The sequence below is a fragment of the Xaviernesmea rhizosphaerae genome, from assembly GCF_001938945.1.
Lineage (GTDB): Bacteria > Pseudomonadota > Alphaproteobacteria > Rhizobiales > Rhizobiaceae > Xaviernesmea > Xaviernesmea rhizosphaerae.
The window spans coordinates 1-25,274 of sequence record NZ_MKIO01000029.1 but is presented as its reverse complement, the minus strand read 5'-3'; the positions used below and the strand labels follow the sequence as shown (position 1 = coordinate 25,274).

The 25,274-nt window shown below is 64.3% G+C and carries 22 protein-coding genes and 4 tRNA genes; 12 read left to right on the top strand and 14 right to left on the bottom strand.

All coding sequences use genetic code 11. The features are described from left to right. Positions 1-133: 133 nt before the first annotated feature. The 3 genes from radC to BJF92_RS10940 all read right to left on the bottom strand — a co-directional run bounded on the left by radC (position 134) and on the right by BJF92_RS10940 (position 3,895). Entirely contained in the window at positions 134-943 is an 810-nt protein-coding gene (radC, locus tag BJF92_RS10950) for a RadC family protein (RefSeq protein WP_075634792.1), read from the bottom strand. A gap of 23 nt (positions 944-966) precedes the next feature. Further along, a complete protein-coding gene (map, locus tag BJF92_RS10945) occupies positions 967-1,800 on the bottom strand; it encodes a type I methionyl aminopeptidase (protein WP_075634791.1) in 834 nt (277 codons plus the stop codon). Between the two features lie 220 nt (positions 1,801-2,020). Further along, positions 2,021-3,895 (bottom strand): PHA/PHB synthase family protein, encoded by a 1,875-nt coding sequence (locus tag BJF92_RS10940; RefSeq protein ID WP_078057980.1) that lies wholly within the window; start codon positions 3,893-3,895, stop codon positions 2,021-2,023. Positions 3,896-4,060: 165 nt separating this feature from the next. Between BJF92_RS10940 and BJF92_RS10935 the strand changes: the two genes are divergently transcribed. The 4 genes from BJF92_RS10935 (at position 4,061) to recJ (ending at position 9,296) form a co-directional block, all read left to right on the top strand. Then, on the top strand, positions 4,061-4,471 hold the full coding sequence (locus tag BJF92_RS10935) for a hypothetical protein (protein ID WP_245294728.1): 411 nt from the start codon (positions 4,061-4,063) through the stop codon (positions 4,469-4,471). A 269-nt stretch (positions 4,472-4,740) separates the two neighbouring features. Next, positions 4,741-5,958, top strand: a complete 1,218-nt coding sequence (locus BJF92_RS10930) for an LL-diaminopimelate aminotransferase (protein ID WP_075634789.1) — start codon at positions 4,741-4,743, stop codon at positions 5,956-5,958. 193 nt (positions 5,959-6,151) lie between these two features. Further along, entirely contained in the window at positions 6,152-7,471 is a 1,320-nt protein-coding gene (locus tag BJF92_RS10925; protein WP_075634788.1) for a homoserine dehydrogenase, read from the top strand. Positions 7,472-7,493: 22 nt separating this feature from the next. After that, positions 7,494-9,296, top strand: a complete 1,803-nt coding sequence (gene recJ / locus BJF92_RS10920) for a single-stranded-DNA-specific exonuclease RecJ (RefSeq protein WP_143523999.1) — start codon at positions 7,494-7,496, stop codon at positions 9,294-9,296. Positions 9,297-9,336: 40 nt separating this feature from the next. Here the strand turns inward: recJ and BJF92_RS10915 are convergent, their stop codons facing one another. From BJF92_RS10915 to BJF92_RS10890, 5 genes are all read right to left on the bottom strand, one after another. Then, entirely contained in the window at positions 9,337-10,476 is a 1,140-nt protein-coding gene (locus BJF92_RS10915; RefSeq protein WP_075635014.1) for an esterase-like activity of phytase family protein, read from the bottom strand. A 207-nt stretch (positions 10,477-10,683) separates the two neighbouring features. Next, positions 10,684-10,758, bottom strand: a tRNA-Glu gene (locus tag BJF92_RS10905). A 216-nt stretch (positions 10,759-10,974) separates the two neighbouring features. Next, positions 10,975-11,049, bottom strand: a tRNA-Glu gene (locus tag BJF92_RS10900). Between the two features lie 270 nt (positions 11,050-11,319). Beyond that, positions 11,320-12,465, bottom strand: coding sequence for a YcbK family protein (locus BJF92_RS10895; RefSeq protein WP_075634786.1), 1,146 nt, complete (start codon positions 12,463-12,465; stop codon positions 11,320-11,322). Between the two features lie 133 nt (positions 12,466-12,598). Then, complete coding sequence (locus BJF92_RS10890; protein ID WP_075634785.1) at positions 12,599-13,039, bottom strand: VOC family protein; 441 nt, start codon at positions 13,037-13,039, stop codon at positions 12,599-12,601. A gap of 259 nt (positions 13,040-13,298) precedes the next feature. On the opposite strand from BJF92_RS10890, the gene BJF92_RS10885 reads away from it, so the two are divergent. Together BJF92_RS10885 and BJF92_RS10880 are read left to right on the top strand one after the other, a co-directional pair. Next, complete coding sequence (locus BJF92_RS10885; protein ID WP_075634784.1) at positions 13,299-13,877, top strand: cold-shock protein; 579 nt, start codon at positions 13,299-13,301, stop codon at positions 13,875-13,877. A 513-nt stretch (positions 13,878-14,390) separates the two neighbouring features. After that, entirely contained in the window at positions 14,391-14,975 is a 585-nt protein-coding gene (locus BJF92_RS10880) for a DUF192 domain-containing protein (RefSeq protein WP_245294727.1), read from the top strand. A gap of 217 nt (positions 14,976-15,192) precedes the next feature. Here the strand turns inward: BJF92_RS10880 and folK are convergent, their stop codons facing one another. After that, positions 15,193-15,693 (bottom strand): 2-amino-4-hydroxy-6-hydroxymethyldihydropteridine diphosphokinase, encoded by a 501-nt coding sequence (gene folK, locus BJF92_RS10875; RefSeq protein WP_078057979.1) that lies wholly within the window; start codon positions 15,691-15,693, stop codon positions 15,193-15,195. After that, entirely contained in the window at positions 15,690-16,073 is a 384-nt protein-coding gene (gene folB, locus BJF92_RS10870) for a dihydroneopterin aldolase (RefSeq protein WP_075635012.1), read from the bottom strand. The genes folK and folB overlap by 4 nt, the downstream gene beginning before the upstream one ends. 304 nt (positions 16,074-16,377) lie before the next feature. On the opposite strand from folB, the gene BJF92_RS10865 reads away from it, so the two are divergent. The 5 genes from BJF92_RS10865 to BJF92_RS10845 all read left to right on the top strand — a co-directional run bounded on the left by BJF92_RS10865 (position 16,378) and on the right by BJF92_RS10845 (position 21,946). Then, the gene (locus BJF92_RS10865; RefSeq protein WP_245294726.1) at positions 16,378-17,259 is read left to right on the top strand and encodes a hypothetical protein; all 882 of its coding nucleotides are present in this window, start codon (positions 16,378-16,380) and stop codon (positions 17,257-17,259) included. A gap of 447 nt (positions 17,260-17,706) precedes the next feature. Then, positions 17,707-18,975, top strand: a complete 1,269-nt coding sequence (locus BJF92_RS10860; RefSeq protein WP_075634782.1) for an MFS transporter — start codon at positions 17,707-17,709, stop codon at positions 18,973-18,975. A gap of 71 nt (positions 18,976-19,046) precedes the next feature. After that, positions 19,047-20,444 (top strand): multicopper oxidase family protein, encoded by a 1,398-nt coding sequence (locus tag BJF92_RS10855; RefSeq protein WP_075634781.1) that lies wholly within the window; start codon positions 19,047-19,049, stop codon positions 20,442-20,444. A gap of 76 nt (positions 20,445-20,520) precedes the next feature. Then, positions 20,521-21,666, top strand: a complete 1,146-nt coding sequence (gene rnd / locus BJF92_RS10850) for a ribonuclease D (RefSeq protein ID WP_075634780.1) — start codon at positions 20,521-20,523, stop codon at positions 21,664-21,666. A 203-nt stretch (positions 21,667-21,869) separates the two neighbouring features. Beyond that, a tRNA-Pro gene (locus tag BJF92_RS10845) sits at positions 21,870-21,946 on the top strand. 198 nt (positions 21,947-22,144) lie between these two features. Here BJF92_RS10845 and BJF92_RS10840 read toward each other — a convergent pair. The 4 genes from BJF92_RS10840 to BJF92_RS10825 form a co-directional block, all read right to left on the bottom strand. Continuing rightward, positions 22,145-22,429, bottom strand: a complete 285-nt coding sequence (locus BJF92_RS10840) for a YciI family protein (protein ID WP_075634779.1) — start codon at positions 22,427-22,429, stop codon at positions 22,145-22,147. Positions 22,430-22,553: 124 nt separating this feature from the next. After that, a complete protein-coding gene (locus tag BJF92_RS10835) occupies positions 22,554-23,141 on the bottom strand; it encodes a TetR/AcrR family transcriptional regulator (RefSeq protein ID WP_075634778.1) in 588 nt (195 codons plus the stop codon). A gap of 213 nt (positions 23,142-23,354) precedes the next feature. Beyond that, positions 23,355-23,444 (bottom strand) — tRNA-Ser (locus tag BJF92_RS10830). Between the two features lie 73 nt (positions 23,445-23,517). After that, positions 23,518-24,216, bottom strand: coding sequence for a tyrosine-type recombinase/integrase (locus BJF92_RS10825; protein ID WP_245294725.1), 699 nt, complete (start codon positions 24,214-24,216; stop codon positions 23,518-23,520). A gap of 389 nt (positions 24,217-24,605) precedes the next feature. Between BJF92_RS10825 and BJF92_RS10820 the strand changes: the two genes are divergently transcribed. Beyond that, a complete protein-coding gene (locus tag BJF92_RS10820; RefSeq protein WP_075634777.1) occupies positions 24,606-25,199 on the top strand; it encodes an HK97 family phage prohead protease in 594 nt (197 codons plus the stop codon). The last annotated feature ends 75 nt before the right edge of the window (positions 25,200-25,274 follow it).

Sequence of the window (25,274 nt, the reverse complement as noted above, 5' to 3'; positions counted from 1 at the left end):
CGTGCTGCGATGCGGAATGTGTCAGTGACCGGCATAGCAGGTCAATCATGGAAAAACGGTGAAACGGACGCGACTTCCTGTGTCGTTTTGAAACAAGCCGATGATGGTGCCGCAGTGCCGCAGGATGCCGGCATCACATCAGCCGCAGGCCCTTCAGGCTGGCATGGCCCTCGCGGCCGATGATGATGTGATCGTGCACCGTGACGCCGAGCGGCTTGGCGGTTTCGACGATGGTGCGGGTCATGTCGATATCGGCGCGCGAGGGGGTCGGATCGCCGGAGGGGTGATTGTGCACGAGGATGATCGCGGTGGCCGAGAGTTCGAGCGCCCGGCGCACCACCTCGCGGGGGTAGACCGGCGTGTGATCGACCGTTCCCGTCTGCTGCACCTCGTCGGCGATCAGCGCATTGCGCTTGTCGAGAAACAGGATGCGGAACTGCTCGCGCGTCTCATGCGCCATGGCCGCATGGCAATAGTCGATCACCTGGGACCAGGAGGACAGCACCGTCTTGCCCTTCAGCTCGCTTTTCAGCATGCGGTGGGCGATGGTTGCGGTGAGCTTCAGGTCCAGCGCCACGGCCTCGCCCACGCCCTTCACCTCGGTCAGCAGGCCGATCGGCGCGCCGAGAACGCCAGACAGCGTGCCGAACCGGTCGAGCAGCGCCTTGGCGATCGGCTTGGTGTCGCGGCGGGGGATGAGCCGGAAGAGGAGAAGCTCCAGAAGTTCGTAATCCGCCAGCGCCGTGTCGCCGTTCTCGCGGTAGCGGGCGCGCAGCCGGTCGCGGTGGCCGTGATAATGCGCCTCCTCGGCCGGCCGATCGGGCGAGGGGGCCGGCGCACGCTCCGCCTTGGCCTTGGGCCGGCGCGCGGGCTGGTCGGCAAAAAAGCCGCGTTCGTCTTCCGCTTCCGGAAGGTCGTGGAGCAGGGGCGGAACCTTGGTCATGGGCGCTTCCCGCTCGATTGCGATCAGGCGGCGGCTGGCAGGCCGGGACGGTCGAGCCCGGCAGGCGAGAGCGTGAAGATCTCGCAGCCCGTGGCGGTCACGCCCACCGCATGCTCATATTGCGCCGAGAGCGACCGGTCGCGCGTCACCGCCGTCCAGCCGTCGGACAGAACCTTCACATGCGGACGGCCGAGATTGATCATCGGCTCGATGGTGAAGATCATGCCCTCGCGCAGCACGGGGCCGTCGCTGTCGCGGCCGTAATGCAGGATATTGGGCGCATCGTGAAACAGCCGGCCGACGCCATGGCCGCAGAAATCGCGCACGACAGAACAGCGATTGGCCTCGGCATGGGCCTGGATTGCCTGGCCGATGGCGCCGGTGCGCGCACCGGGCTTGACGGCGGCAATGCCGAGCATCAGGCATTCATGGGTGATCTCCAGCAGGCGCTCGGCCGCGCGCTTGATCTCGCCCACCGGATACATCCGGCTGGAATCGCCATGCCAGCCATCCACCACATAGGTCACGTCGATATTGACGATATCGCCTTCGCGCAGCGGCTTGTCATTGGGAATGCCGTGGCAGACGACGTGGTTGATCGAGGTGCAGGAGGATTTGGTGTAGCCGCGATAGTTCAGCGTGGCCGGAAGCGCACCGTGATCCATGCCGAAATCGAAGACGAAACGGTCGATCGCCTCGGTCGTCACGCCCGGCTTGACGATGTCGACCAGGCCATCGAGGCAGCGCGCGGTCACGGCACAGGCCCGGCGCATGCCCTCGAAGTCCTCGGGCCGATAGAGGCGGATGGCGCCGGTGTTGCGCAAGGGAGCGCTATCGGCTTCGATATAGGTGACCATGCGTTCGTCTTTCACTTGGTGCTGCCGGCTGGCCGGGCCAAACTCTGCGCTGCCTGCGCGGCAGGGGCTTGGTTTCCCGTTCGGCCCGCCACTGTGCGGCGGATGCGTCTTCCCTCATAGTCCCGCAGATCCGCTTCGTCCATGCGGGATGCGGCGTCCGGCAGGGTCTTTCGCAAGCCCCTGCCGGGTTGAAGCGCGCACCCTTCGGTTTCGCAACGGATCAGGCGCGCACGCGGACATAGGAGCCCGGCGCTTCCTCGATCGTGTTGAGCGTGCCGCCCGGCTTGCGCGCCGGCACGCGGGTGTCATCGAGCTTTTCGATCCAGGCATGCCAATGCGGCCACCAGGAGCCCGGATGTTCCTCGGCCTTGTCCAGCCAGTCCTCATAGCTGCCTTCGGGCGCGCCGCCGGTCCAGAACTGGTATTTGCGCTTGTCGGGCGGATTGACCACGCCGGCAATGTGGCCGGAGCCGGTGAGCACATAGGTCACCTCGCCGCCGAAGCAGGAGGAGCCGAGGAACACCGATTGCGGCGGGGCGATATGGTCCTCGCGCGTGGCGAGATTGTAGATCGGGATGGTCACATCCTTCAGCGAAACCGGTGCGCCCTCCAGCACCATCTCCCCGCGGCTCAGCCGGTTTTCCAGATAGCAGTTGCGCAGATAGAAGGAGTGGTTGGCCGCCGGCATGCGGGTGGAATCGGAATTCCAGTAGAGCAGGTCGAAGGCCGAGGGCTCCTCGCCCTTGAGATAGGTGTTGACGAAATAGGGCCAGATCAGCTCTGAGGCGCGCAGCATGTTGAAGGCCATGGCCATCTGCGAGCCCTCGAGAAAGCCGCGCGCCTTCATGCGCTCTTCCAGCCCCTGGATCTGCTCCTCGTCGACGAAGACCTTGAGATCGCCCGCATGGGTGAAATCGACCTGGGTGGTAAACAGCGTCGCCGAGCGGATGCGTCGGTCGCCCTCGCGCGCCTGTAGCGCCAGCGCGGCCGATAGCAGCGTGCCGCCGACACAGTAGCCGATTGCGTTGACCTCCTCCTCGCCGCAGGACTGGCGGATCATGTCCAGCGCGAAGCCCACGCCGTCTTGGGCATAGGCTGCCCAGTCCTTGTCGGCATGGCGCTCGTCCGGATTGACCCAGGAGATGACGAAGACCGTGTGTCCCTGTTCCACCGCCCAGCGGATGAAGGATTTCTGCGGATTGAGGTCCAGCACGTAGAATTTGTTGATCCAGGGCGGGCAGATCAGCAGCGGCCGCTTCAGCACGGTCTCGGTCTGCGGATCATATTGCAGGATCTGGCAGATGTCGTTCTGGGCGATCACCTTGCCCGGCGTCACCGCGATGTTCTCGCCGACGGTGAACTTGCTGGTATCGGTCTGGCGCAGCCGCAATTCCCCGCGCCCGGCCAGAATATCCTCCGCCATCATCGCCATGCCACGCACCAGATTGGCGCCGTTGGAGGCGACCGTCTCGCGGTAGAGCGCCGGATTGGTGGTGACGAAATTGGCGGGCGACAGCGCGCTCGCCATCTGCCGCGTGTAGAAGATCGCCTTGTGGCGCACATGCGGGTCGAGCCCCTCGGCATTCTCGACCATGCGCTCCGCCCAGCCGGCACCGACGGCATAGGCCTGGCGCAGGAAATCGAAGAACGGGTTCTTCGCCCATTCGGGATCGGCAAAGCGCTTGGCATCCGGCCGGCCGCTGGCGGGATCCTCCGTCTCCTCGCCGTTCAGCCGCTGCATCGAGCGCATCCAGAGGCCCATCATGCCGGTCATCAGATGGGTCTGGGCCTCCAGCGTCCGGCGCGGATCCGACATCCAGTATTCGCAGACCTTGGACAGCGTCTTGACCATGTCGGTCATCGGATCGGCCAGATGGTCGACCTTCTCGCCCGCCTCGCGCGGCTGCAACCAGGCCGATGCCGCCTGGCCGGCCTTCTCGATCGCTCTGGCGAAATTGACGGTCAGTGCTTCGGGATCCTTGACCATATAGGCCTGAAGCGAGGCCGGATCGAAGCCGGCGAACCCTCCCGCCTTGGCGTTGTCCGCATGCCCGGTCGCATTATCCCCTGCCAAGCCGAATCCTCCCGATCGCATGCTGTTTTTCCCTTTTTGCATTCTGCAACAAAACAGGTAAAGGTGCCAGCGCAGGTTCGATGGCCCTGATATGCGGCGCCGCGTCCTGCATAAGGCAGAGATCCTGTCGCTCAAGGCTCTTTGGGGTCGGGGCGGCATCACGGGCGGAGCAGGCAGAGGATGAGCATGGCGAACACACATAATGCGGCAGGGGCGACCCCTTCCCGTTTCGCCCGGCCTCATCTCGCCCGGCCGCATTCGCTGATCTCTCTCCTCGCGCTGAGCCTCGCCCTCGTCTCCAGCGCCGGCTGCACCACAGAGACCGGCCCGCGCACGCCGCAACCCGCCTATACCGCGGCGATGCTGCGCACGGCGCCGACCAATGTTTACCCCGTGATCGAGGGCAAGCTGCCGGCGGCGACGACGCAGATGACCAATGACGAGGCCGCCGCCCAGCAGGCGCGCCTCTCCGCTCTGTCCAAGCAGCGGGCCGGCGGCCAGATTTCCGAGGCCGAATATGAGCGTCGCCGCAAGGCGCTGACCAATCTGGCCGAAACCCATGGCCAGGCGACGCTGGACGAGATCGGCCGCGAATAGCCGGCTTGGCCCACGCGCGGGGACGGCAGCCGCGCAAAAATCCTTGAGAAAGCGCGGTTACGGGGCGACCCTGCCCTGAAAAAGCCGCGAGCGCCCTGCCTCTCGGAGCACCGCTGCATCTGGCCGACGCGCTCGCGCGTTTTGCGCTTGCCTTTCCGTCAAATTGGACGCAAAGCGAACAGATTGCGGCAGACGGTCCAGGGCCCAAGGGCCGGATGGGACAGCGTGAGGATCGGCGACGCCGAGGGCGTCGCGGCGAGGATAAAAACATGGAAGAGTTTCACAAGGTTCGGCGCCTTCCGCCCTATGTTTTCGAGCAGGTCAACCGGCTGAAGGCCGCCGCCCGGGCCGGCGGCGCCGATATAATCGACCTCGGCATGGGCAATCCCGATCTTCCCACGCCGCAGGCCATCGTCGACAAGCTGTGCGAAGTCGTGCGCGATCCGCGCACCCACCGCTATTCCTCGTCCAAGGGCATTCCCGGCCTGCGCCGCGCGCAAGCCGCTTATTATGCCCGCCGCTTCGGCGTGAAGCTGAACCCCGACACGCAGGTCGTCGCCACGCTCGGCTCCAAGGAAGGCTTCGCCAACATGGCGCAGGCGATCACCGCGCCTGGCGATGTGGTGCTGTGCCCCAATCCCACCTATCCGATCCATGCCTTCGGCTTCCTGATGACCGGCGGCGTGATCCGCTCGATCTCGGTCGAGCCGGATGACAGCTTCTTTCCGCCGCTGGAGCGGGCGATCCGCCATTCGATCCCCAAGCCGATCGCGCTGATCATCAACTATCCGTCGAACCCGACGGCCCATGTGGCGAGCCTCGATTTCTACAAGGAAGTCGTCGCCTTCGCCAAGAAGCATGAGCTGGTGATCCTTTCGGACCTCGCCTATGCCGAAATCTATTTCGGCGACGTGCCCCCGCCCTCGGTTCTGGAAGTGCCGGGCGCGATGGATTGCACGGTCGAGTTCACCTCCATGTCCAAGACCTTCTCCATGCCCGGCTGGCGCATGGGCTTTGCCGTGGGCAATGACCGGCTGATCGCCGCGCTGACGCGGGTGAAGTCCTATCTCGATTACGGCGCCTTCACGCCGATCCAGGTGGCTGCGACCCATGCGCTGAACGGCGATGGCTCCGACATTGCCGAGGTGCGCGCCATCTACAAGCGCCGGCGCGACGTGATGGTCGAGGCCTTCGCCAAGGCCGGCTTCGAGGTGCCGCCGCCGGAGGCGACCATGTTCGCCTGGGCCAAGATCCCGGAAAAATTCCGCCATCTCGGCTCGCTGGAATTCTCCAAGCTGCTGGTGGAAAAGGCCGATATCGCGGTGGCGCCGGGTATCGGCTTCGGCGAGCAGGGCGATGATTATGTCCGCATCGCCTTGGTGGAGAACGAACACCGGCTGCGTCAGGCCGCGCGCAATCTCAAGCGCTTCTTCTCCTCGGCCGACGATACGCTGCACAATGTGATCTCGCTCAACGCGCGGCGCTGACGCTCTCAGCGTGCGGGATGCTGCGGTCACATGCCGGGCACGGCGAGGGGCGGCTTGGGTCGCCCCTTTTGACGAGTCGGACATCCTTGCGGGGGATCGACTCAGCCCATGGTGAAAGTTCCATCCGGGGTGACAAGCCGCGCGCCAGATGGCAGAAGGCGTGCCGAAGGCATTTTTCAAAGGACGATCTGATATGGCGGATGCGCTGAAACTGGGCGTTGCGGGTCTCGGAACGGTGGGGGCATCGCTGATGCGCATTCTCACCGAGCGACGGGAAAGCCTGGCGACGACCTGCGGCCGGCCGATCGAGGTCGTGGCGGTCACCGCCCGCAGCCGTGGCAAGGATCGCGGCATCGCGCTCGATGGCATCACCTGGTACGATGACGCGGCAACCCTTGCCCGTGAAGCCGAGATCGACGTGTTCGTCGAGCTGATGGGCGGGGCCGAGGATCCGGCCTATTCGGCCGTCAAGATCGCGCTCGGCCGCGGCCTGCATGTCGTCACCGCCAACAAGGCGCTCTTGGCCGCCCATGGCATGGAACTGGCCGCGCTGGCGGAAGAGCAGGGCGCGCTCTTGAACTACGAGGCCGCGGTGGCCGGCGGCATTCCCGTGATCAAGGCGATCCGCGAGTCGATGACCGGCAACACGATTTCGCGCGTCTATGGCATCATGAACGGCACCTGCAACTACATCCTGACGCGGATGGAGAAGGAAGGGCTGACCTTCGACGCCTGCCTGAAGGAAGCGCAACGGCTCGGCTATGCCGAGGCGGACCCGACCTTCGACATCGAGGGCAATGATACCGCCCACAAGCTCGCCATCCTGACCAGCCTCGCTTTCGGCACGGCGATCGCGCCCGATGACATCTATCTGGAGGGCATCTCCAACATCTCGATCGAGGACATCCAGGCGGCCGCAGATCTCGGTTACCGCATCAAGCTGCTCGGCGTCGCCCAGCGCACCGAGAGCGGCATCGAGCAGCGCGTGCATCCGACCATGGTGCCGATCGCCTCCGTCATCGCCCAGGTCGATGGCGTCACCAATGCCGTGGCGATCGAGGCGGATATTCTCGGCGAGCTTTTGATGGTCGGCCCCGGCGCCGGCGGCAATGCCACGGCCTCGGCCGTACTCGGCGATATTGCCGACATCGCCAAGAGCCGCCCGGGCGCCCAGCGCGTTCCGGCCTTCGGCCGCCCCACCGACGCGCTGCTGCCCTATCGCCGCGCGCAGATCCAGAATCACGAGGGCGGCTATTTCATAAGGCTCAAGGTTCAAGACCGGACCGGCGTCTTCGCCTCCATCGCCACCGCCATGGCCGCCAACGGCATCTCGCTCGAATCGATCATGCAGCACTCCAAGAAGCCTGTCGAAGAGGGCGCGCAGACGATCATTCTCGTTACCCATGCGACGCATGAGGAATCGGTGCGCAAGGCGGTCGGCGTCATTCGCGGCGAAGGCTATCTGATGGGCGAGCCGCAGGTGATCCGCATCGAGCGGCCGAAGGACGTCTGATCGGGAAGGGCGCGCAAAGCCGATGATGGACGCGCCGGACCCCGTTCCGCGTGCCTTCCTGAATGTCGAGCAATCGGTGACCGGGCAGCGCTGGGTTGCTCGGCTCGATCAGGCGGGGCTCAACCGATCACTTGCCATTGCCCAGGTGCATGGCCTGCCGGAGCTTGTGGCCCGCGTGCTGGCGGGGCGCGGCGTGGTGCAGGACGATGCCCTGCGCTTTCTCGATCCGACGATCCGCGATCTGATGCCCGACCCGCGCAGCCTGACGGATTGCGCCAAGGCCGCAGCCCGCATTTCCGAAGCGATCGAGCGGCGCGAGCAAGTGGCGATCTTCGGCGATTACGATGTCGACGGCGCCTCGGCCTCCGCGCTGATGTTCCGGCTGCTCGGCCATTTTGGCCTGGATTCGCGTATCTATATTCCCGACCGGATTTTCGAGGGCTACGGCCCCAATCCGGCGGCGATCAACCAGCTGATCGATGAGGGGGCGCGCCTGATCGTCACCGTCGATTGCGGTTCCACCAGCCACGAATCGCTCGAAGCGGCGGCTGCGCGCGGCATCGACGTGGTGGTGATCGACCATCACCAGGTCGGCGTCGACCTGCCGCCCTGCCATGCTCTCGTCAATCCCAATCGCGAGGACGATCTCTCCGGCCAGGGCCATCTCTGCGCCGCCGGCGTGGTGTTTCTCGTGCTGGTCGAGGTGCTGCGCCAGCGCCGGGAGGCGGGGGATGCCCGCGCGCGTGACTTCGACCTGCTCGGCCTGCTCGATCTCGTGGCGCTCGCCACCGTCTGCGATGTGGTGCCGCTGAAGGGGCTGAACCGCGCCTATGTGGTCAAGGGGCTGATCGCCGCCCGCCACATGAAGAATCCTGGCCTCGCCGCCATCTTCCGCCAGGCCGGTATCGGTGGCCCGGTCACGCCCTATCATTTCGGCTTCGTCGTCGGCCCGCGCATCAATGCCGGCGGGCGCATCGGCGATGCCGCGCTCGGCAGCCGGCTGCTCACGCTCGACGATCCGCACAAGGCGGCCGAAATCGCCGCCTTGCTGGAGGATCTCAACCGCGAGCGCCAGGCGATGGAAAAGGCGATGCTCGCCGAAGCGGAAGCCGAGGCGATGGTGGAATATGGCGATGGCTCGACTGCTGGCGTGATCCTCACGGCGCGCGAGGGCTGGCATCCCGGCATTGTCGGGCTGATCGCCTCCAGGCTCAAGGAGCGTTTCCGCCGCCCGGCCTTCGCCATCGCCTTCAACCCGAACGGCACCGGTACCGGCTCCGGCCGCTCGATCAGCGGGTTCGATATCGGCAGGCTGGTGCGCGCCGCCGTGTCCGAGCGCCTGCTGGTCAAGGGCGGCGGCCATGCCATGGCGGCCGGACTGACGGTCGAAAAGGCCAAGCTCGGCGCACTGCGAAACTTCTTAGAGGATCGGGCCCGCGCCGCCGTCAGCGAACTGGCGGCCAGCGAAGTGCTGAAGATCGATGGCGCGCTGGCGGCCTCGGGCGCCACCTTCGCGCTGATGGACCAGATCGACAGCGCCGGCCCCTATGGCGCGGGCCATCCGCAGCCGATCTTCGCGCTTCCGGCCCATCGCGTGCGCGATGTCCGCCCAGTTGGCGAAAGCCATGTCAAGGCGACGCTAGAGGCCCAGGACGGAAGCCGGATCGACGCGATGGCCTTCCGCGCCGTCGGCGGCCCGCTCGGCGATTTCCTGCTCGGCGCGCGCGGCAATCTCGTTCATGTCGCCGGGGCGCTCTCTGCCGACACCTATCAGGGCCTGCGCCGGGTGCAGCTGCGCATCATCGACGCGGCGGTGGCGCGGTAGAGGCCCGCCATCTCCGGGAGATGACAGGTGCGGGGACCGCTTAGGGCTTCTTCAGCACCTTGAAGGCGTAGAACTGGGTCTTCTGCTCCGGCGAGAAATTATTGTCGGATACGAAGATCAGGAGGTCGCTGCCGTCCTTGCCCCTGGCCAGCGTCATGCCCTCGATATTGTCGGGCGTGAGGCCGAAGGCGCGCATGTCCATCACCAGGCTGCGGCGCACCGGGATGACGGGCGTCTCCGCCTTGGCAAGCGAGGCAATGCCGGAAATGTCGGTCGCGCCGGAAAGATCGATCATATAGACCTTGATATTGAAGCCGAAGCCCTTGGCAAAGCCGCGCTCGACCGCCAGCAGCCGATGATCGTCCAGCGCCAGAATCTCCGACAGACCATTGTCCTTCCAGCCCTTTTCCTCGCTCGGCGCCTGGGGGATCGGCGCGATCGTATAGGCATATTCCGCCTTGGGCGCGCCGCTGTCCGCATCATAGCGGATCAGCCGCGACAGGCCGCCATGCAGCAGGTCGGCGATCGGCCCGTCCTGGTTCAGCGTTTCCTCGGTGCCGACAACAAGATCGCCGGAGGACAGGAAGGTCAGACCCTCGAAAGCGAGATTATCGCGAATACCGGCGGACTTGTCGGCAAGCGGAGCGAAGCCGACCGGCAGGACGAATTCACGCCGGAAACTGCCATCGGCATTCATCTCGCGCACGAAGGGCGGCAGAAGCTGCTTGGCGTCGCCCTCACTTGTCCAGGCGATCCCTGCCTTGCTGAAACGGATCGCTTCCGGATCCACCATCTTCGGCGCAAAGGGCTTTCCATCCTTGTCCTGCAGCGTCACGCGCTTCAGCACCGTCACATCATGGATGCCCGCGCTGTCCGCATCGATGGCCAGTTCATAATAGCGCGCCGGCGCCTTTTCCGAGCGATCATCCGAAATGGCGATGAAATGCCCCGTCGCCGGATCGAAATCCAGGCCGGACAGGCCGCCGAGTTCCACACCGTCGATCACCGTGCCCGTGGGGATCACGAATTCGCCGGCATAGGCGAGCGCGATCTGCGCGCCGCAATCGCCGAAAGGGCAGGGATTGCCGATGGTCTGGCCGATCTCCGTGGCTGCGGCCGGCATGGCCAGCGGCGCCAGGATCGACAAAGCGAGAATCGTGGAGGAGAACAATCGGGTCAGCATGAGAACCTCGCAGCGGACGATGCGTGAGGTTTTGCTGATGCAGCGCTTCTATTGCGCCGGTGCGACAGACAGGCTAGCGGCCCATGAATTTTTGATGATGGCGACGGTATCGCCCGCCACGGTGCAGCCAAGGCAGCGAGAGGACGACGACTCACCGCCCGACGCAGGGTCAGATCTCAAAGACAGTCATTTCTGGAGAAAGGGTGGCACGCCCTAGGGGAGTCGAACCCCTCTTTTCAGAATGAAAATCTGACGTCCTAACCGATAGACGAAGGGCGCATGCCGTAGAAACCGTCGGGTGTTTCCCGCCGCTCTCGTGGGGCTGCTTATAGCTTCGGCCGTATGAGGCCGCAAGCCCCAAAGTGATGAAAGTGAAGCCTTTTTTTGATTTTTCTTCTCGCCCGGAGAGGCCTGTGGATAAGCACGAAAACGGGCGAAAAATGCAAAAAGCCCGTCCGCAGGACAGGCTTGAAACAAACACATCGAAGGGGATGATGGCACGCCCTAGGGGAGTCGAACCCCTCTTTTCAGAATGAAAATCTGACGTCCTAACCGATAGACGAAGGGCGCATGCCGCCGAGACTGTGTGGCGTTTCGTTGTCGCCGCGTCGTCTCGTGGGGGTGCTTATAATCAGCACCTTCGCAGGGCGCAAGCAGGAAAATCGGATTCTTTCATTTTTTTGACATGTTGGAGCGCAAAGGCGCATTTCCCTGCGAAATCATGTGTTTGCGCCTGTGGATTGAGGCGCGTCCACAGGCCTTCGCGGGTGGGGGCACTGTAAGCGGCGCGAAACAGGCCGTGCAAAGCAAGGCTGCCGTCGGCGGTCCGGCCAGCCGCGATCACACGTTGCGCGGGGCACATCCCCAGTTCCAGTCGCGGCGCTTGCCCGTGTCCACATGGACGGACTGGGTGTGGCAATAGGTACCGACCCCGCCGACATTGGGCAGCGAGCGCAGATAGCCGGCCAGCTGCAACTTGTCGACGCCGGCCACCTGAATATCGGCCGCCTCGCAGGTCAGGTGCCGCGATTTCGGCGCGCCGCCGACGCGGGCATTGTGGACCGGGGTGCGATGGCCCGAGGTGACGAGAACCTTGCGGCCAAACCGCGTCTCGACCGATTTCAGAATGGCTTTCAGATCCGGGCGAAAGCAGCTGCTGTCCACCTGCGGCTGTTCGAGCCAGAAGCCGCGCGCCGCCAGCCGGGCGAGACCGGGCAGGGAGGCCTGGGTGATGCGCGGGCTGTTGTCGTCATGCTCGGGATCGGTATCGTCGACCGTGGCGAACATCGAGCGGGCGCGGATGCCCGGCAGCGGGTGATAGCTCAGGGCCGCGACCTGCTGCGGCGTGGCGCCGGCCTGCGGCACCACCGCTTTGGCCCCAGCTTTGGCCACGCCCGGCTTGGCGGATTTCGCAAAAAGGCCGATCAGCGAGTCGCCCGGCCTGGCGGCCTCCGGCGCCGGGGCGATCGAGCTTTCCGGCATTGCCGCCTGCGGTTCCGCAGGCGCGGGCGCGACCGGGCTTGCGGTCTGCGGATAGGCGGCAGGGCTGGCCGGCGCCTCGAACAGGCTGCGCGGCGCGCCGCCCTGGCCCGGCTGGCGGCTGGAAAAAATGCTGCCGGCCATGGCATTGACCGCCGTGCCCTGCATCACCACGCCGCTGCCATCGGGACTGTTGAGCGGTGCGGGCGTTTCCGCCGCCGTCGCGGTGGTGGCCGCCGTCGCCGGCTGCGGCGCAAGCACGGCAGGCTGTGCGGAGGCTGCCTGTGGATGGGCGAGGGCGGGCTGCACGACGGCGTCGGCCGCCTGCGCGCTCGCCGCCCCTTTGGCGGGTCCCTTTGCGGCCGCTTCTTCCTGCGCCGCCTCATAGAGCGCATCGGCCGCCTTGTCGGCGCTGTCCTTGCTGGTCATGCAGCCGGAGAGAAGGCAGGCGGAGGCCAGAAGGCCGAGGATCAGGCGGGAGCGGGTGCGGGGGGAGTGGCGGATCACGCGGGCAGGCCTCCATCGCCTTTTGCCGGCGCGGGCATGATCGGTCGCGATCCGTTCTGCCCTGCCGCCGGCTGGAATCGGGCTTGATGCCCGTCAGTCGGCGGCAAGGTGCGCGTTCAGCTTTGTGTGAGGCTTACCAGCTGCCGGTATTGGCCATGGAGGACCAGGGCTCCTGCGGCGCCAGACGTTCGCCCTTCTGCAGCAGTTCGATCGAGATGCCCTCCGGCGAGCGGATGAAGGCCATATGGCCGTCGCGCGGCGGGCGGTTGATGGTGATGCCGGCATCCATCAGCTTCTGGCAGGTCTCATAGATATTATCGACCTCATAGGCGAGGTGGCCGAAATTGCGCCCGCCCGTATAGTCCTCGTGATCCCAGTTCCAGGTGAGCTCGAGCAGCGGCGCGCTTGCGCTCTTCGCCTGATCGAGATCGTCGCGCGCGGCCAGATAGACGAGCGTGAAGCGCCCCTGTTCGCTCTCGATCCGGCGCACCTCGGTCAGGCCGAAGAGTGTGCCATAAAAGTGCAGAGCGGCGTCCAGATCGGTCACGCGGACCATGGTGTGGAGATAGCGCATGATGGTGTCCTTCGATGCGGTGGGATTCGGATGGGCAGGCTGGGCCAGTGTCGTGCGGGCGTGCGGCATCCGCTCAGAACCGGCTGCAAGGCCTATCTAATCGGTCATCAGCCAGGGGCAAGCCTCGCGATCTAGCCTCTTTCTCAAGGCGGCAAATTTCGTCCGAGGACTTGCGCAAGCCAGCGCAGCGGATGTTATGCTTCAGCCTTAAGAATCAGTAACCGCAGACCGTGTCGCGTATATCGAGGGCTGAGAATCTATGGCGGAAAGATTAACACCGAAGAGCCTCGCACGGGGGGACGACTTTGGCTCCGAAGCCCTCGACCTGATCGAGATCACCGGCGTCATCAAGTGGTTCGACGTTGCCAAGGGGTTCGGCTTCATCGTTCCTGACAACGGCATGCAGGACGTTCTGGTGCATGTCACCTGCCTGCGCCGCGACGGGATCCAGACGGTTCTGGAAGGTGCGCGCATCGTCGCGCTGATCCAGAAACGGGACAGGGGCTATCAGGCCTTCCGTATTCTCTCGATCGACCAGTCCACCGCCGTGCATCCCTCGCAGCTGCCGCCCGTGCGCACCCATGTTCAGGTCACGCCGACCAGCGGGCTGGAGCGGGTGATCGTCAAGTGGTTCAACCGCACCAAGGGCTTCGGCTTTCTCACCCGCGGCGACGGCACTGAAGACATCTTCATTCACATGGAAACCCTGCGCCGCTTCGGCCTGACCGAGCTGCGCCCGGGCCAGACCGTTCTCGTGCGCTTCGGCGATGGCGACAAGGGCCTGATGGCCGCGGAAATCCATCCTGACGTGCCCGCGCCCGTGGGCCGCGCGCATTAAATGCAGCATCCAGACCAGCGCAATGGCTGCGCCGGAGTGCTGAAATATAAGCCGGCTTACGAAAAAGAGAATTTTTCGTAAGCCGGCTTTTTGTTGTTGCGTCCGGGTGAGGAGATGCGTCGGGTTGCGCGAGCGGATGCCTCCGTCTTTTTGCCCGGAGGATATCTGTTCTGCCGGGTCGATCCCGGCGTCGGCCGCCTATTTCCGCTCCTCTTCGCGATTTCGTGTCCTCTGGCGCATCTCCACTTTTCGGCTCGACGCTCTGGCGCCTCAGGATCGTCCTATTTTGCTGGCTGGCTCGGCCGGGGCCTGTTACGCAGTCTTTGCGCGGCGGACGTACCGTCGCGTCGGCTCGCGCAATGCGGTGTCGAGCGGCGCAGATGACCGCGAGCGCGGCCAGAGGCGAGCAGGATTGCGGCCGCCTGCCTTCGGCGAGCCTGCCGCAGTCAATGCGACAAGGACACGCGGACGGCAGGACGAGGACAGTCCGATGAGGACAGGGAGGCCAAGCGGATGACCCGACAGTTTCAGCGCACGCAGCGGCAATCGCAACAGGACTTGGATCGCGCGCCCTTCCCGCAGGCGCGCATGGGGAGGGCCATTCCCCGTCCATCCGCGTTCCCCGCCCGCGCGCTCATCGTCATGGCGCTGCTCGTATCGCTCGCCATGCTGCTCGCGCTGTTTCGCCCGGACGGCGTGCGCGCCGACACGCTCGCCTTTTCCACGGCGCCGCTCGTCATTCACGCACAGGATGGACGGACGCATAATTTCACCGTCGAACTGGCGCTTGACGAGGACCAACGGGCCCAGGGCCTGATGTTTCGCCGCGCCATGGCGCCCGAGCACGGTATGCTCTTCGACTTCGGCGAGGTTCGCCGTGTGATGATGTGGATGAAGAACACCACTCTGCCGCTCGACATGCTGTTCATCGGCAGGAACGGCCGGGTGGAAACCATCCGCGAGAATGCGGTGCCCCAGTCGGAGGCCATCATCGATTCGGGAAAGCCCGTGGCGTTCGTTCTCGAACTGAATGCCGGCACGGTGAGCCGCCTCGGCCTCAAACCGGGCGACAGGGTGGAAACCGCTCGGATCCGCTAAAGCTTCGCAATCCTTACGCCGGATCTTCAGGCGCCGAGCTGCTTAGAGCATCAGACTGAAAATCGCCCGCAGTCCGATGCTCTAATTTTTTGTTTTTGTATCGGATTTTTCCGAAAACCGGTTGCCACTTTTCGGTCCGATGCTCTAGCCTGCGGAAGGGCTGATCCCCGCTGGCGCCTCTGATCAAAAAGCGGGAGCCGCTTTCCGGTCCGATGCCCTATCGCCACCAGTCCCCGGTCTCCGTCAGCGGCGCGATGCCCTCGGCATCCGTCCTTGCCGCCCGCTCCGCAATGCTGCGCCCCTCCAGGATGAAGCCGGGCGCGATATCGGCGAGCGGCAGGAGCACGAAGGCGCGCTCGGCCATGCGCGGATGCGGCAAAGTCAGCGCCGGCGTGTCCAGCCTGAGATCGCCATAGGTCAGCAGGTCGATATCGACCGTGCGCGGCCCCCAGCGCGCGATCCGCTCGCGCTTCATCGCCCGCTCCGTGGCCAGGCAGGCCTCCAGCAGCGCCTCGGCTGCCAGATCGGTTTCGACCGCCGCGCAGGCATTGGTGAACCAGGCCTGGTCGGTCACGCCCCAGGGCGGGGTGCGGAACAGGCGGGAAACGGCGAGAACGCGACAGTGATCAAGGGCATCCAGCCGGCGCAGGGCCTCGGCCAGAAGCGCGCGGCTGTCGCCAATATTGCCGCCAAGCCCGAGAAGCGCAGGCATGCTCATCGGCGAACCTCGACGCAGACCTGCGCATGGTCGAGAATGCCCTGGATCGGCACGCTCGGCTTGCGCAGGGTGATGCGCGCGCGCTGGATCTGCGGGAAGGTGGAAAGAAGCCTGACGGCGATATCATGCGCCAGCGTTTCGATCAGGCCGCGGCGCGTGGCCGTCACCACCGCCTCAATCGCCTGGAACACCTCGCCATAATGCACCGTGCCGTCGATCCGGTCGTCCACCAGCGCCGGACCGGCCTCCACCTCCAGCTCGCAATCGACGAAAAAGCGCTGGCCGAGGCTCGCCTCCTCCGCCAGCACGCCATGGCGGGCGAAGAAGGCGCAATTGGCAAGCGTGATCGCATAGGTGCTTGGCAGGGCGAAATCGGGCATGATGTCTCGAAGGCTGGAGGGCGGCATCCGCTGCGGCCGGGGCGGCGCGACGGGGCGTGGCCTCTGCATGCCATGCTTCGCGCGCTTCTGCCACCCGCGGGCCGCCTCCATGAAGCGCAAAAGCGGCATAGTCGGCTTTGGGGCCGACCATGGAGAAAGCGCCGGCCCTTCTGCCGCCGCTGTGGCGATCCTTTAGCAAGTGCACACGAATCATTGCCAAGCCGCGCGGCGCCGCACATTCTCGCGGGCTGAGCCGCCTCGGTCGATCTCCGGCGGGCGGTGCCCGTCGAAAATGGAGAAGCCGATGCCCTCGATCACGCCTGCCGCGCCTGTCTCTGCCCTTGCCTCCCGCACCCGCCGGCTTCTGCGCCGCGTGCTGCCGCCGCTCGCCGCCGCGCTCCTTGCGCTTGCCGGGCCAGCGCTTGCCGAAAACCGCGTGCTGCTGTCCTATGAGGCGACGCCGTCGCACGGCTTCGACCTGCCGAAGATGGCGGATGCGACCTATGCCGACCGCGCCGCCTTTGCCGGGAAGATGCTCGAAACCATTGTGCCCCGGATCGCCGAGGCCGTCGGCGTCGCGCCCGGCGCGCTGGAGACGGAGGTGACACCCGGCGGCTACATGCTCAAGACCAATGCCTCGCTGCAGAGCGAAAGCGAGATCGACGATCCCTTAGCCGACCGGCTGGCGGCCGCGCTCGGCTATGTCTTCCGTCAGGACAGCGTGCTCGTCTCGCGCTTCGACGATCCCAAGGGCAAGACCTTCTACGTCACCGTCTCCTTCCCCAAGGACACGCTGGATGCCAAGACGGCGCAGAGCTTCTTCGAAAAGGCCGATGCCACCGCAAAGGGCCTCGGCGGCGGCTATACCGCCTTCGGCGACGACCAGATCTTCCTCAATGTCACCGACGATGCCGGCAAGCCCTATAGCGGCCTGACGGACAAGGCGTTTCTCGAGGGTCTGACCAAGACCGCCGAAGCCTTCGCGCCGAACAAGCCGGCCATCTCGCAATCCGGCCAGGTCAATGCGCGCTTCGTCGGCAATGACTGGGAAAAATCGGCCAAGGGCGAGGATTATGTGAAGGCACTGGGCGGCGCCGGCGCGGCGGCGGTCACGGCGCTGGATGCGATCGAGGCCGATTACGCCAAGGAGGTGGAGACGGCGGCCAAGCAGTACGGCTGGAAATAGCCGGCGCAGGGACGTGCCCGGTCACGGCGCCCCCTCAGTCTCTTGCGGGCAGGAGCACCGGACCGAAAAGCGGGAAGCGGCTTTCGGGGAAAATCCGATCCAGAAACAAAAAACTGGCGCATCGGACTGCCTATGATTTTCAGTCCGACGCTCAAGCCGCGCGGACACGGCCCTGTCGCGACGTCAATGGAAAGGCGAACAGGCGCAATCGTGCCTGTCCTCACACCTTCGCCGGGTCTCACAGTCTGTCCAATAATCGCCGTTGGCCGCCTGCAAATGGCAATTTCTGCGCTTCCGGTGCTCACGGACCTTAAGGACGCTGCGCTCCGGTTCTCGAAATCACCCTTTTCGTCAGACCAACAGCAAGTCTTGAAAAGACTGTAAGGATGGCAGCTGTCGAAGCGCGCGATTCGCGCTTTTTGAAGCTTTCCTTCCGGCCGAAATTTGATGTCCCAGATCCGCCCGCTCGTTCCCCTGCTCGTCACTGCCGGCATTCTCATCGGCGGCAATGGGTTGCTCGCCACCTTCATCTCGCTCAGGGGCCTGCGTGAAGGCTTTTCGCCCAGCGTCATCGGCCTGATCGGCGCGGGCTACAATATCGGCTTTGCCATTGGCTGCGTCTATGTCACCCGCATCCTGCGGTCGATCGGCCATATCCGCACCTTCTCGGCCATGGCGGCGCTGGCGGCCGCCGCCTCGCTGTCGATGGCGCTGGTCATCGATCCCACTGTCTGGTTCGCCATGCGGCTTCTGGCCGGGCTGTGTCTGGCCAGCCTGTTCGCCACCGTGGAAAGCTGGCTGAATGCGCGGGTGACCAACGACAACAGGGCCCGCACGCTCTCGGTCTATCGGCTGGTGGATCTCGGCTCGGTCACCGCGGCCCAATATCTGATCCCGGCCATCGGCGTGGATGGCTTCGGCCTGTTTGCGGTGATCTCCATGGCGCTCAGCCTGTCGCTGGTGCCGATCTCGCTGGCCGACCGCTCCAGCCCCGCCCCGCCCGAGGCCTTCCGCTTCGATTTGAAAGCCCTGTGGTCGGTCTCGCCGCTGGCCACCGTCGGCGCGATCGTGGTCGGCCTGACCACTGCGCCGTTCCGCTCGCTGGGGCCGATCTATGCCGCCGATATCGGCCTGTCGGTCACGGCCATCGCCACCTTCATGAGCGCCGGCATCATCGGCGGCGTGGTGCTGCAATATCCGCTCGGCCTTTATTCCGACCGGCTGGACCGGCGCCGGATCATCCTGGCCGCCGGCATCGGCTCGCTGGTGTCGGTGCTCTATCTGGCCTTCTTCGCCGGGCAGGACGAGACCCGCAACATCATCGGCATCTTCCTGTTCGGCGCCTTCGCCATGCCGCTCTATTCGCTCTGTTCCGCCCATGCCAACGATCATGCCGCCCCCGGCCAGCATGCGCTGGTCTCCGCCGGCATCCTGTTCTTCTGGTCGCTGGGCGCGATCGTCGGGCCGCTCGGCGCCTCGCTGCTCATCGACCATTTCGGCAGCCGCGCGCTGTTCCTCTATATGTCGGTGGTGCTCGCCGGCTTCATTGTCTACACGCTCCTGCGCATGCGCGCGCGTGGCGGCGTGGAGATCGGCCGGCGGCAATTGCGGTTCCGGGCGCTGTTGCGCGTCTCCGCCTATTTCAATCGCCTTCCCGCCCGTCCGGATACGCCCCACACGCCGCCGGCCCATCCACAAGCCGACAAGCAGGATTGATGGCAGGATTGATGAATTGATCTCTCAAGTTTAAAGAAGCATCCAGTCAGATCCGCCTCGGAGCTCCTTTCATGATGCCGCTCTCCCGCCGCACACTTCTCAAGGGGTCGGCTGCCGCCGCCTGCGCCGCGCTCGGCGCCGGTCTTGCGCGCCACGCCGGCGCCAGCGCAGCACCCGTGCCGCTCACCGCCCGGCCGGCCCGGCTCAGCATCGGCGCCGCCACCGGCCCGAGCGATGTGATGACCTATAGCCTCGACGATACGGCCGAGGCCGCGCCGCCGCCGGTCCTGCGCATGCGCAAGGGCGAACCCTTTGCGGCCCGCTTCACCAACCACCTCGCCGAACCGAGCACGGTGCACTGGCATGGCTTGAGGATCGACAATGCCATGGATGGCGTGCCCGAGCTGACGCAGCCCTATGTCTATCCCGGCGATGGCTTCGACTATCGCTTCACCCCGCCCGATGCCGGCACCTTCTGGTATCATCCCCATTGCAACACGCTGGAACAGATGGGCCGGGGCCTGACCGGCGTGATCGTGGTGGAGGATCCGACCGATCCGGTGTTCGACGCCGAGATCGTGCTCAACCTGCGCGACTGGCGGCTGCGCCCGGACGGCACCTTCCTGGAAACCTTCAAGCCGCGTGATGCTGCCCGCAGCGGCACGTTCGGCACGCTGCGCACCGCGAACTGGCGCGATGCGCCGGTGATCGATGCGCCGGCCGGCGGGCTGGTGCGGCTGCGGCTGGCGGCGACCGATGTCACGCGGATCTACACGCTGGGGCTCAAGGGCGCCGCGGCCGTGATCATCTCGCTCGACGGCCATGCCACGCCGGCGCCGCTGCCGCTCGACCAGCTGGATCTCGCCCCCGGCCAGCGCGCCGATCTCGTCGTTCACATGCCCGAGACGGAGGGCACGGTGGTGACGCTCACCAATTTCCGCGGCTCAAATCCCTGGACGGTGGCGAGCCTGCGGGCCGTCGGCGCCGCCGCCCGTCGCGACCTGCGGGATGTCAGGGCGCTGACCCCCAACCATCTCACCCCTTTCGACGCCTCCTCCGCCATCCGCATTCCGCTGGACTTCACGGCGACCGCCGAGCATGCGCCGGCTCCGAGCCTCTGCGGCTCGATCGGTTATACGTTCTGGGCGATCAATAAGGTGCCGTGGCAGGGCGACACGGCCGATCCGATGGGGCCGCTGGCCGAGCTGAAGCTCGGCAAGAGCTATATTCTCGAAATGGCCAACCGCACGCCGCACGCCCATCCGATCCACCTGCACGGGCTTGCCTTCACCCTTCTCTCCTCCAGCAAGCGCACCAGCCTGCCGCCGCCGACCGACACCATTCTCCTGCAGCCGGACGAGCAGGCGGAGCTATCGCTGGTGGCCGACAATCCCGGCGACTGGATGCTCCATTGCCACATCATCGAACATCAGAAGAGCGGCATGTCGGCCTATTTCCGTGTGGTATAGCTTTTTTCATTGAGGCGGGCGGCGTGACGGTCTAAATCGGGAAAAGTCGCATTTTTGCCATCTTGATTGAAGTTTGATGATCAGCACCACAGCCGAACTCCGCGATGCCTGTGAAAAGCTCGCAGCCGCGCCCTATCTGACGATCGACACGGAATTCCTGCGCGAGACGACCTTCTGGCCGCAGCTCTGCCTGATCCAGATGGCCGGACCAGACATTGCCGTGATCGTCGACCCGCAGGCGCCGGGACTGGATCTTTCGCCCTTCTTCGCGTTGATGGCCAATCCCGAGGTGATCAAGGTGTTCCACGCCGCAAGGCAGGACATCGAGATCATCTTCCACCTCGGCGGTCTGATCCCGCATCCGATCTTCGATACGCAGGTGGCCGCCATGGTCTGCGGCTTCGGCGACAGCGTCTCCTATGACCAGCTGGTCAACCGCATCAAGAATGTGCAGATCGACAAGTCCTCGCGCTTCACCGACTGGAGCCGCCGCCCGCTCTCCGAAAAGCAGCTCGACTATGCGCTTGCCGACGTCACCCATCTGCGCGACGTCTACGCCCATCTGAAGGCCGAGCTGGAGCGCGAGGGCCGCGCAAGCTGGCTGGCCGACGAGATGGCCGTGCTCGAGGCGCGCGAGACCTATGACATCGACCCGGAAAATGCCTGGCAGCGGCTGAAGATGCGTCTGCGCAAGCCAGTGGAGCTGGCCGTGCTCCAGCGCATCGCCGCCTGGCGCGAGCGCGAGGCACGCAATCGCAACGTGCCCCGCGGCCGCATCTTGAAGGACGACGCCCTTTACGAGATCGCCCAGCAGCAGCCCCGCGATGCCGAGGCCATGTCGCGGCTGCGCACCGTGCCGAAGGGCTGGGAGCGCTCCGCCGCCGGCGGTGCCATTCTCGCCGCCGTCAACGAGGCGCTGGACCTGCCCAAGGCCGATCTTCCCCGGCTGCCCCGCACGACCCAGTCGCCCGAAGGCGCAGGCGCCGCCTCAGAATTGCTGAAAGTGCTGCTGAAGCTGACGGCCGAAAAGCAGGGCGTCGCCGCCAAGGTGATCGCCAGCAGCGACGATCTCGACAAGATCGCCGCCGAAGGCGACAAGGCCGATGTCGCCGCGCTCAAGGGCTGGCGCCGCGACTTGTTCGGCGAGACCGCGCTCAAGCTGATCCAGGGCGACGTCGCGCTGCGCTTCGTCGACCGTAAGATCGAAACGGTGGAACTCTGATCCTTTCAGCGCGCACAGAAGCCTTCTTATAAAAAGGTTGGGCACAAAAGGCCCGGGAATCTGCAATCTTTCCCATTGCCCTCCCGCAAGCGAGCGTGTATCCAACCCGCGAAAGACGCAGTTGAGGGCTCCAAGCCATCGTCTTTCGCATCCCTGCTAGAAGGCGGGATGAGAGCCGCAGCCCCTTGGGGCACAGGCTATGTCGGAGTGTAGCGCAGTCTGGTAGCGCATCTGGTTTGGGACCAGAGGGTCGGGAGTTCGAATCTCTCCACTCCGACCATCATAATCACAACAGCATTGTAAGGTTACCGCCGCGTCCCGCTTTTGCGGCGTTCGTCTTGTTGTGCCTTAAGCCTGGATACGCCTCCTGCGCGACCGCAAGCCCCTCTTGCGGTGAGAGCTTCGCAAGCTATGAGCGACTCGTTTCGTTGCGACGACACGCCTGCTCTGGTCGCATGAGATCAATCGGACTCATCTCTCATGCTTTCAGAAAGTCCAGCCATTCATCGGTACGGCCAGGCGAAATAACGAGGATTTCTGCACGGACCACGCCCTCGGCGACGAAAGGGTCTTCCTGCACACGTCGCTCGATCTCCTCCGGCGATGCATTGTGCGCGAGGATCGCACCGCCGGCATTTGGCTGAAGACTTCCGACCAACAGAAACACGCCATCGTCGAAACCACGTTTGATCCAGGCATTATGCCCTTCCATGAACTGGGGGGCCTTGGTTTTGTCGGCGAAGCGAAGGGTAATGACAAACATGATTGCTCCATCAGGCGGACTGTTAGAGCATCGGACTGGAAACCATACGCAGTGTGATGCTCTAGAGTTTTGTTTTCGCATCGGATTTTTCCGAAAACCGGTTCCCACTTTTCGGTCCGATGCTCTAGAATTGAGGGGATGATGTGACCGGGCATTGTGCCTGCAGCCACGCTTCCATATCGGCGACCTCGCGGCGGATGAAATCTCCGTCGCGGAAGGCCGTTGCAAGGGTGGCAACACCTTGGCTGCGCATCAGCAGGTGGAGAGCCAGCGCCTCCGCCTCCGTTTCGCGGCCAAGCGCCGCGAACTGCCGGGCAAGCCAATCGCGGTAAAGGGCGAACAGGTGCGCCGCGTCGTCCTTTGCCACGTGATCGAGTTTCGCCAGCTCATTGCAAAGCGTGCCGACCGGGCAACCATAGTCCATGATCTTTGCGCTGTTGGCGATGAGGAGGCGGATGAAGCGCCGGATACGGTCCAAGGGTGATCCTGCATCCTCTTGCCAGGCGTTCAGCATAGCGCCTGTCTTTGCGATGCGCCGCTCGATGACCGCCTCGAGAATCTGGTCCTTGCTCTTGAAGTGGTAATAGAAATTGCCTCGCGACAGGCCGACCTCCCCGGCGATATCGGCAAAGGAGGTGGCTTCGTAACCGTGCTCATAGAAGAGCTTGTCGGCGACGTCCACGATTTGCCGGCGGGTCTCGATCGCGCTCATTGCAGCACTCCACGATCATGGCGCGACAAACAAAGGTCCGAAATCGCGCCTAGGACGTATGACCTAAAGATATCTAGGGCGAATGTCCTAAAAAGGCAACGCCGAAACGAGCCGATCGCGCGGCAAGGGGATAGAAAGTCAGGCAGCCATATGTGGAAGGAAATCGGCGCGCGGCGGCATGGGCCGATGGTAGACTGAGAATGTCAGCCAAGATGGCGGAAGAGGTGGGATTCGAACCCACGGTACGGTTTCCCGCACGCCGGTTTTCAAGACCGGTTCCTTAAACCACTCGGACACTCTTCCATCTAATTGATATCAAAGCGGTTTTTTCTTCGACATCGTAGGAGAAAAACGCCTGTTGCTACGCACTTTGCAACTATTTCGTTTTTCGACTTGCGCTTATAGCCGCTTGCAACGCCGCGTCAACCTGTTCCGCCGCGTCGGCCTGCATTCCGGGCATGACGTGCGAATACAAATCGAGTGTGATCCCGATCGTAGAGTGCCCCAGGCGCTCGCTTGCGACCTTCGGATGAACGCCGGCGGCCAGCATCTGCGATGCGTGGGTGTGCCGCAGATCGTGGAAGCGGATACGGGGAAGATCAGTCTTCGCCAGCAGTCGCGTCCATTCGTGCGTCAGCGATACCGGTTTCAGCGGCCGACTGTCCACTTGAGCAATGACGAACGCGTCATCTCCTGGCCTGAGGCCGATCCTCAGTTGCTCTTCAGCCTGTCGCGCACGGTGCGCCTTCAATTCCGTCGCCATCATGGAGGACAATGCAACAGTGCGGGCCTTGCCTGACTTCGGCGCCTTGTATCGCACCTCCGTCCCTACCTGCTCCGCATCCGTCTTGCCATCCTGCGGTCCGGCATCGAACTGCCTGACGGCGGACAAAGCCGGATCGGCGATATCGTCGATTATCCCGACACTATCGCCCATGCGCTGATGGGCAAGGGCGCTGCGGACTTTGCGCCGCCGGATGCGGTTCCGACACAGGCCGAACCGGTTCCCGACCGTATCGAGGACGCGGCGAAAGATGGCGATTAACCCCGTCCTTGTCCGCATCGCAACAGTCAATGGAACGCCTGTCGTTGCGGACATTTCCCAAGGCATCAGCGGCGGCAGCCCTATCCTGACACGCGTTACTCTGACGGCCGACTATCGGCTTGAGTGGGTGCCAGGGTGGCCGGATCGGCCCAACGTGGGGGGCGAGGTTGCCAAGCGTCGGGCCGTGCTTCCGACCGGCTCGACATTTGATTTTCTCTTGCCGGAGGCTGCGGCTTTGGTTGCGGCTGGCGCGGCAGTTTTCGTTTGAAAGGGTCCGACATGGCCAGGGCATACAGATTTGAGACCACCGGCAAGAGCGCCGAGAAGAAGACAGACGATCGGACGGCGGACGGCCTTTCCATGGTTCGCAAGATCGCGCAAGGCGAGCAGCGGCTTGCAAAGCCGGATGAGGACCGAGAATGAACGTCATCCGCAAGTTTTCCCCGGGCGGCAGCGTCCCGGCGGTAGCGAACACGGCAGCGTTTAACGACGGCAAATCCCGGCGCGTTGTGCTGCTATGCTCAACCGATGATATCGACCGTACGGGTGATATCGTTGTGCAGACCGGGATTGATTTGCAGGCGTATCGACAAAACCCGGTCATTCTCTGGCAGCACGACCACGGATCGCCGATCGCCAGGGCGACCGACGTTCGCTTGAGCGGCAACAGCCTTGAAGCCGAATGTGAGTTTCCGCCAGCTGGCGTGTCCGCTCTTTCCGATCAGATTTATGCGCTGGTGCGCGCCAACGTCATCGCAGGCGTTTCCATCGGCTTCCGTCCGCTCGAAAGCCTGCCGCTGGACAAGGGCAATCCCATGAAGGGCCCGCAGCGCTACACGAAGTCCGATCTTCTCGAAATCAGTCTCGTGTCGGTCCCCTGCAATCCGGCCGCCCGTGTGACGTGGAAATACGCCGAGGGCGACAAGAAAGCGAAGCGAAAGGCCGAGGCCGAGGAACTTCGGCGAATAGGTGAAGTCCAAAAGCTACGGCTTAAGCAGTTGCATCAAATCTAGGCTCAGGACCTATTAATTTGGTTTGAGATGTGATTCACGGTTTCGGAAAGGAGACCGTGATGAGTGATGTGTTTT

What these genes read in the sequence shown, in the direction of transcription:
- radC (WP_075634792.1), bottom strand. Translation starts at nt 943, where the DNA reads ATGACCAAGGTTCCGCCCCTGCTCCACGACCTTCCGGAAGCGGAAGAC.
- map (WP_075634791.1), bottom strand. Translation starts at nt 1,800, where the DNA reads ATGGTCACCTATATCGAAGCCGATAGCGCTCCCTTGCGCAACACCGGC.
- BJF92_RS10940 (WP_078057980.1), bottom strand. Translation starts at nt 3,895, where the DNA reads ATGCGATCGGGAGGATTCGGCTTGGCAGGGGATAATGCGACCGGGCAT.
- BJF92_RS10935 (WP_245294728.1), top strand. Translation starts at nt 4,061, where the DNA reads ATGGCGAACACACATAATGCGGCAGGGGCGACCCCTTCCCGTTTCGCC.
- BJF92_RS10930 (WP_075634789.1), top strand. Translation starts at nt 4,741, where the DNA reads ATGGAAGAGTTTCACAAGGTTCGGCGCCTTCCGCCCTATGTTTTCGAG.
- BJF92_RS10925 (WP_075634788.1), top strand. Translation starts at nt 6,152, where the DNA reads ATGGCGGATGCGCTGAAACTGGGCGTTGCGGGTCTCGGAACGGTGGGG.
- recJ (WP_143523999.1), top strand. Translation starts at nt 7,494, where the DNA reads ATGATGGACGCGCCGGACCCCGTTCCGCGTGCCTTCCTGAATGTCGAG.
- BJF92_RS10890 (WP_075634785.1), bottom strand. Translation starts at nt 13,039, where the DNA reads ATGCGCTATCTCCACACCATGGTCCGCGTGACCGATCTGGACGCCGCT.
- BJF92_RS10885 (WP_075634784.1), top strand. Translation starts at nt 13,299, where the DNA reads ATGGCGGAAAGATTAACACCGAAGAGCCTCGCACGGGGGGACGACTTT.
- BJF92_RS10880 (WP_245294727.1), top strand. Translation starts at nt 14,391, where the DNA reads ATGACCCGACAGTTTCAGCGCACGCAGCGGCAATCGCAACAGGACTTG.
- folK (WP_078057979.1), bottom strand. Translation starts at nt 15,693, where the DNA reads ATGAGCATGCCTGCGCTTCTCGGGCTTGGCGGCAATATTGGCGACAGC.
- folB (WP_075635012.1), bottom strand. Translation starts at nt 16,073, where the DNA reads ATGCCCGATTTCGCCCTGCCAAGCACCTATGCGATCACGCTTGCCAAT.
- BJF92_RS10865 (WP_245294726.1), top strand. Translation starts at nt 16,378, where the DNA reads ATGCCCTCGATCACGCCTGCCGCGCCTGTCTCTGCCCTTGCCTCCCGC.
- BJF92_RS10860 (WP_075634782.1), top strand. Translation starts at nt 17,707, where the DNA reads ATGTCCCAGATCCGCCCGCTCGTTCCCCTGCTCGTCACTGCCGGCATT.
- BJF92_RS10855 (WP_075634781.1), top strand. Translation starts at nt 19,047, where the DNA reads ATGATGCCGCTCTCCCGCCGCACACTTCTCAAGGGGTCGGCTGCCGCC.
- rnd (WP_075634780.1), top strand. Translation starts at nt 20,521, where the DNA reads ATGATCAGCACCACAGCCGAACTCCGCGATGCCTGTGAAAAGCTCGCA.
- BJF92_RS10840 (WP_075634779.1), bottom strand. Translation starts at nt 22,429, where the DNA reads ATGTTTGTCATTACCCTTCGCTTCGCCGACAAAACCAAGGCCCCCCAG.
- BJF92_RS10835 (WP_075634778.1), bottom strand. Translation starts at nt 23,141, where the DNA reads ATGAGCGCGATCGAGACCCGCCGGCAAATCGTGGACGTCGCCGACAAG.
- BJF92_RS10820 (WP_075634777.1), top strand. Translation starts at nt 24,606, where the DNA reads ATGAACGTCATCCGCAAGTTTTCCCCGGGCGGCAGCGTCCCGGCGGTA.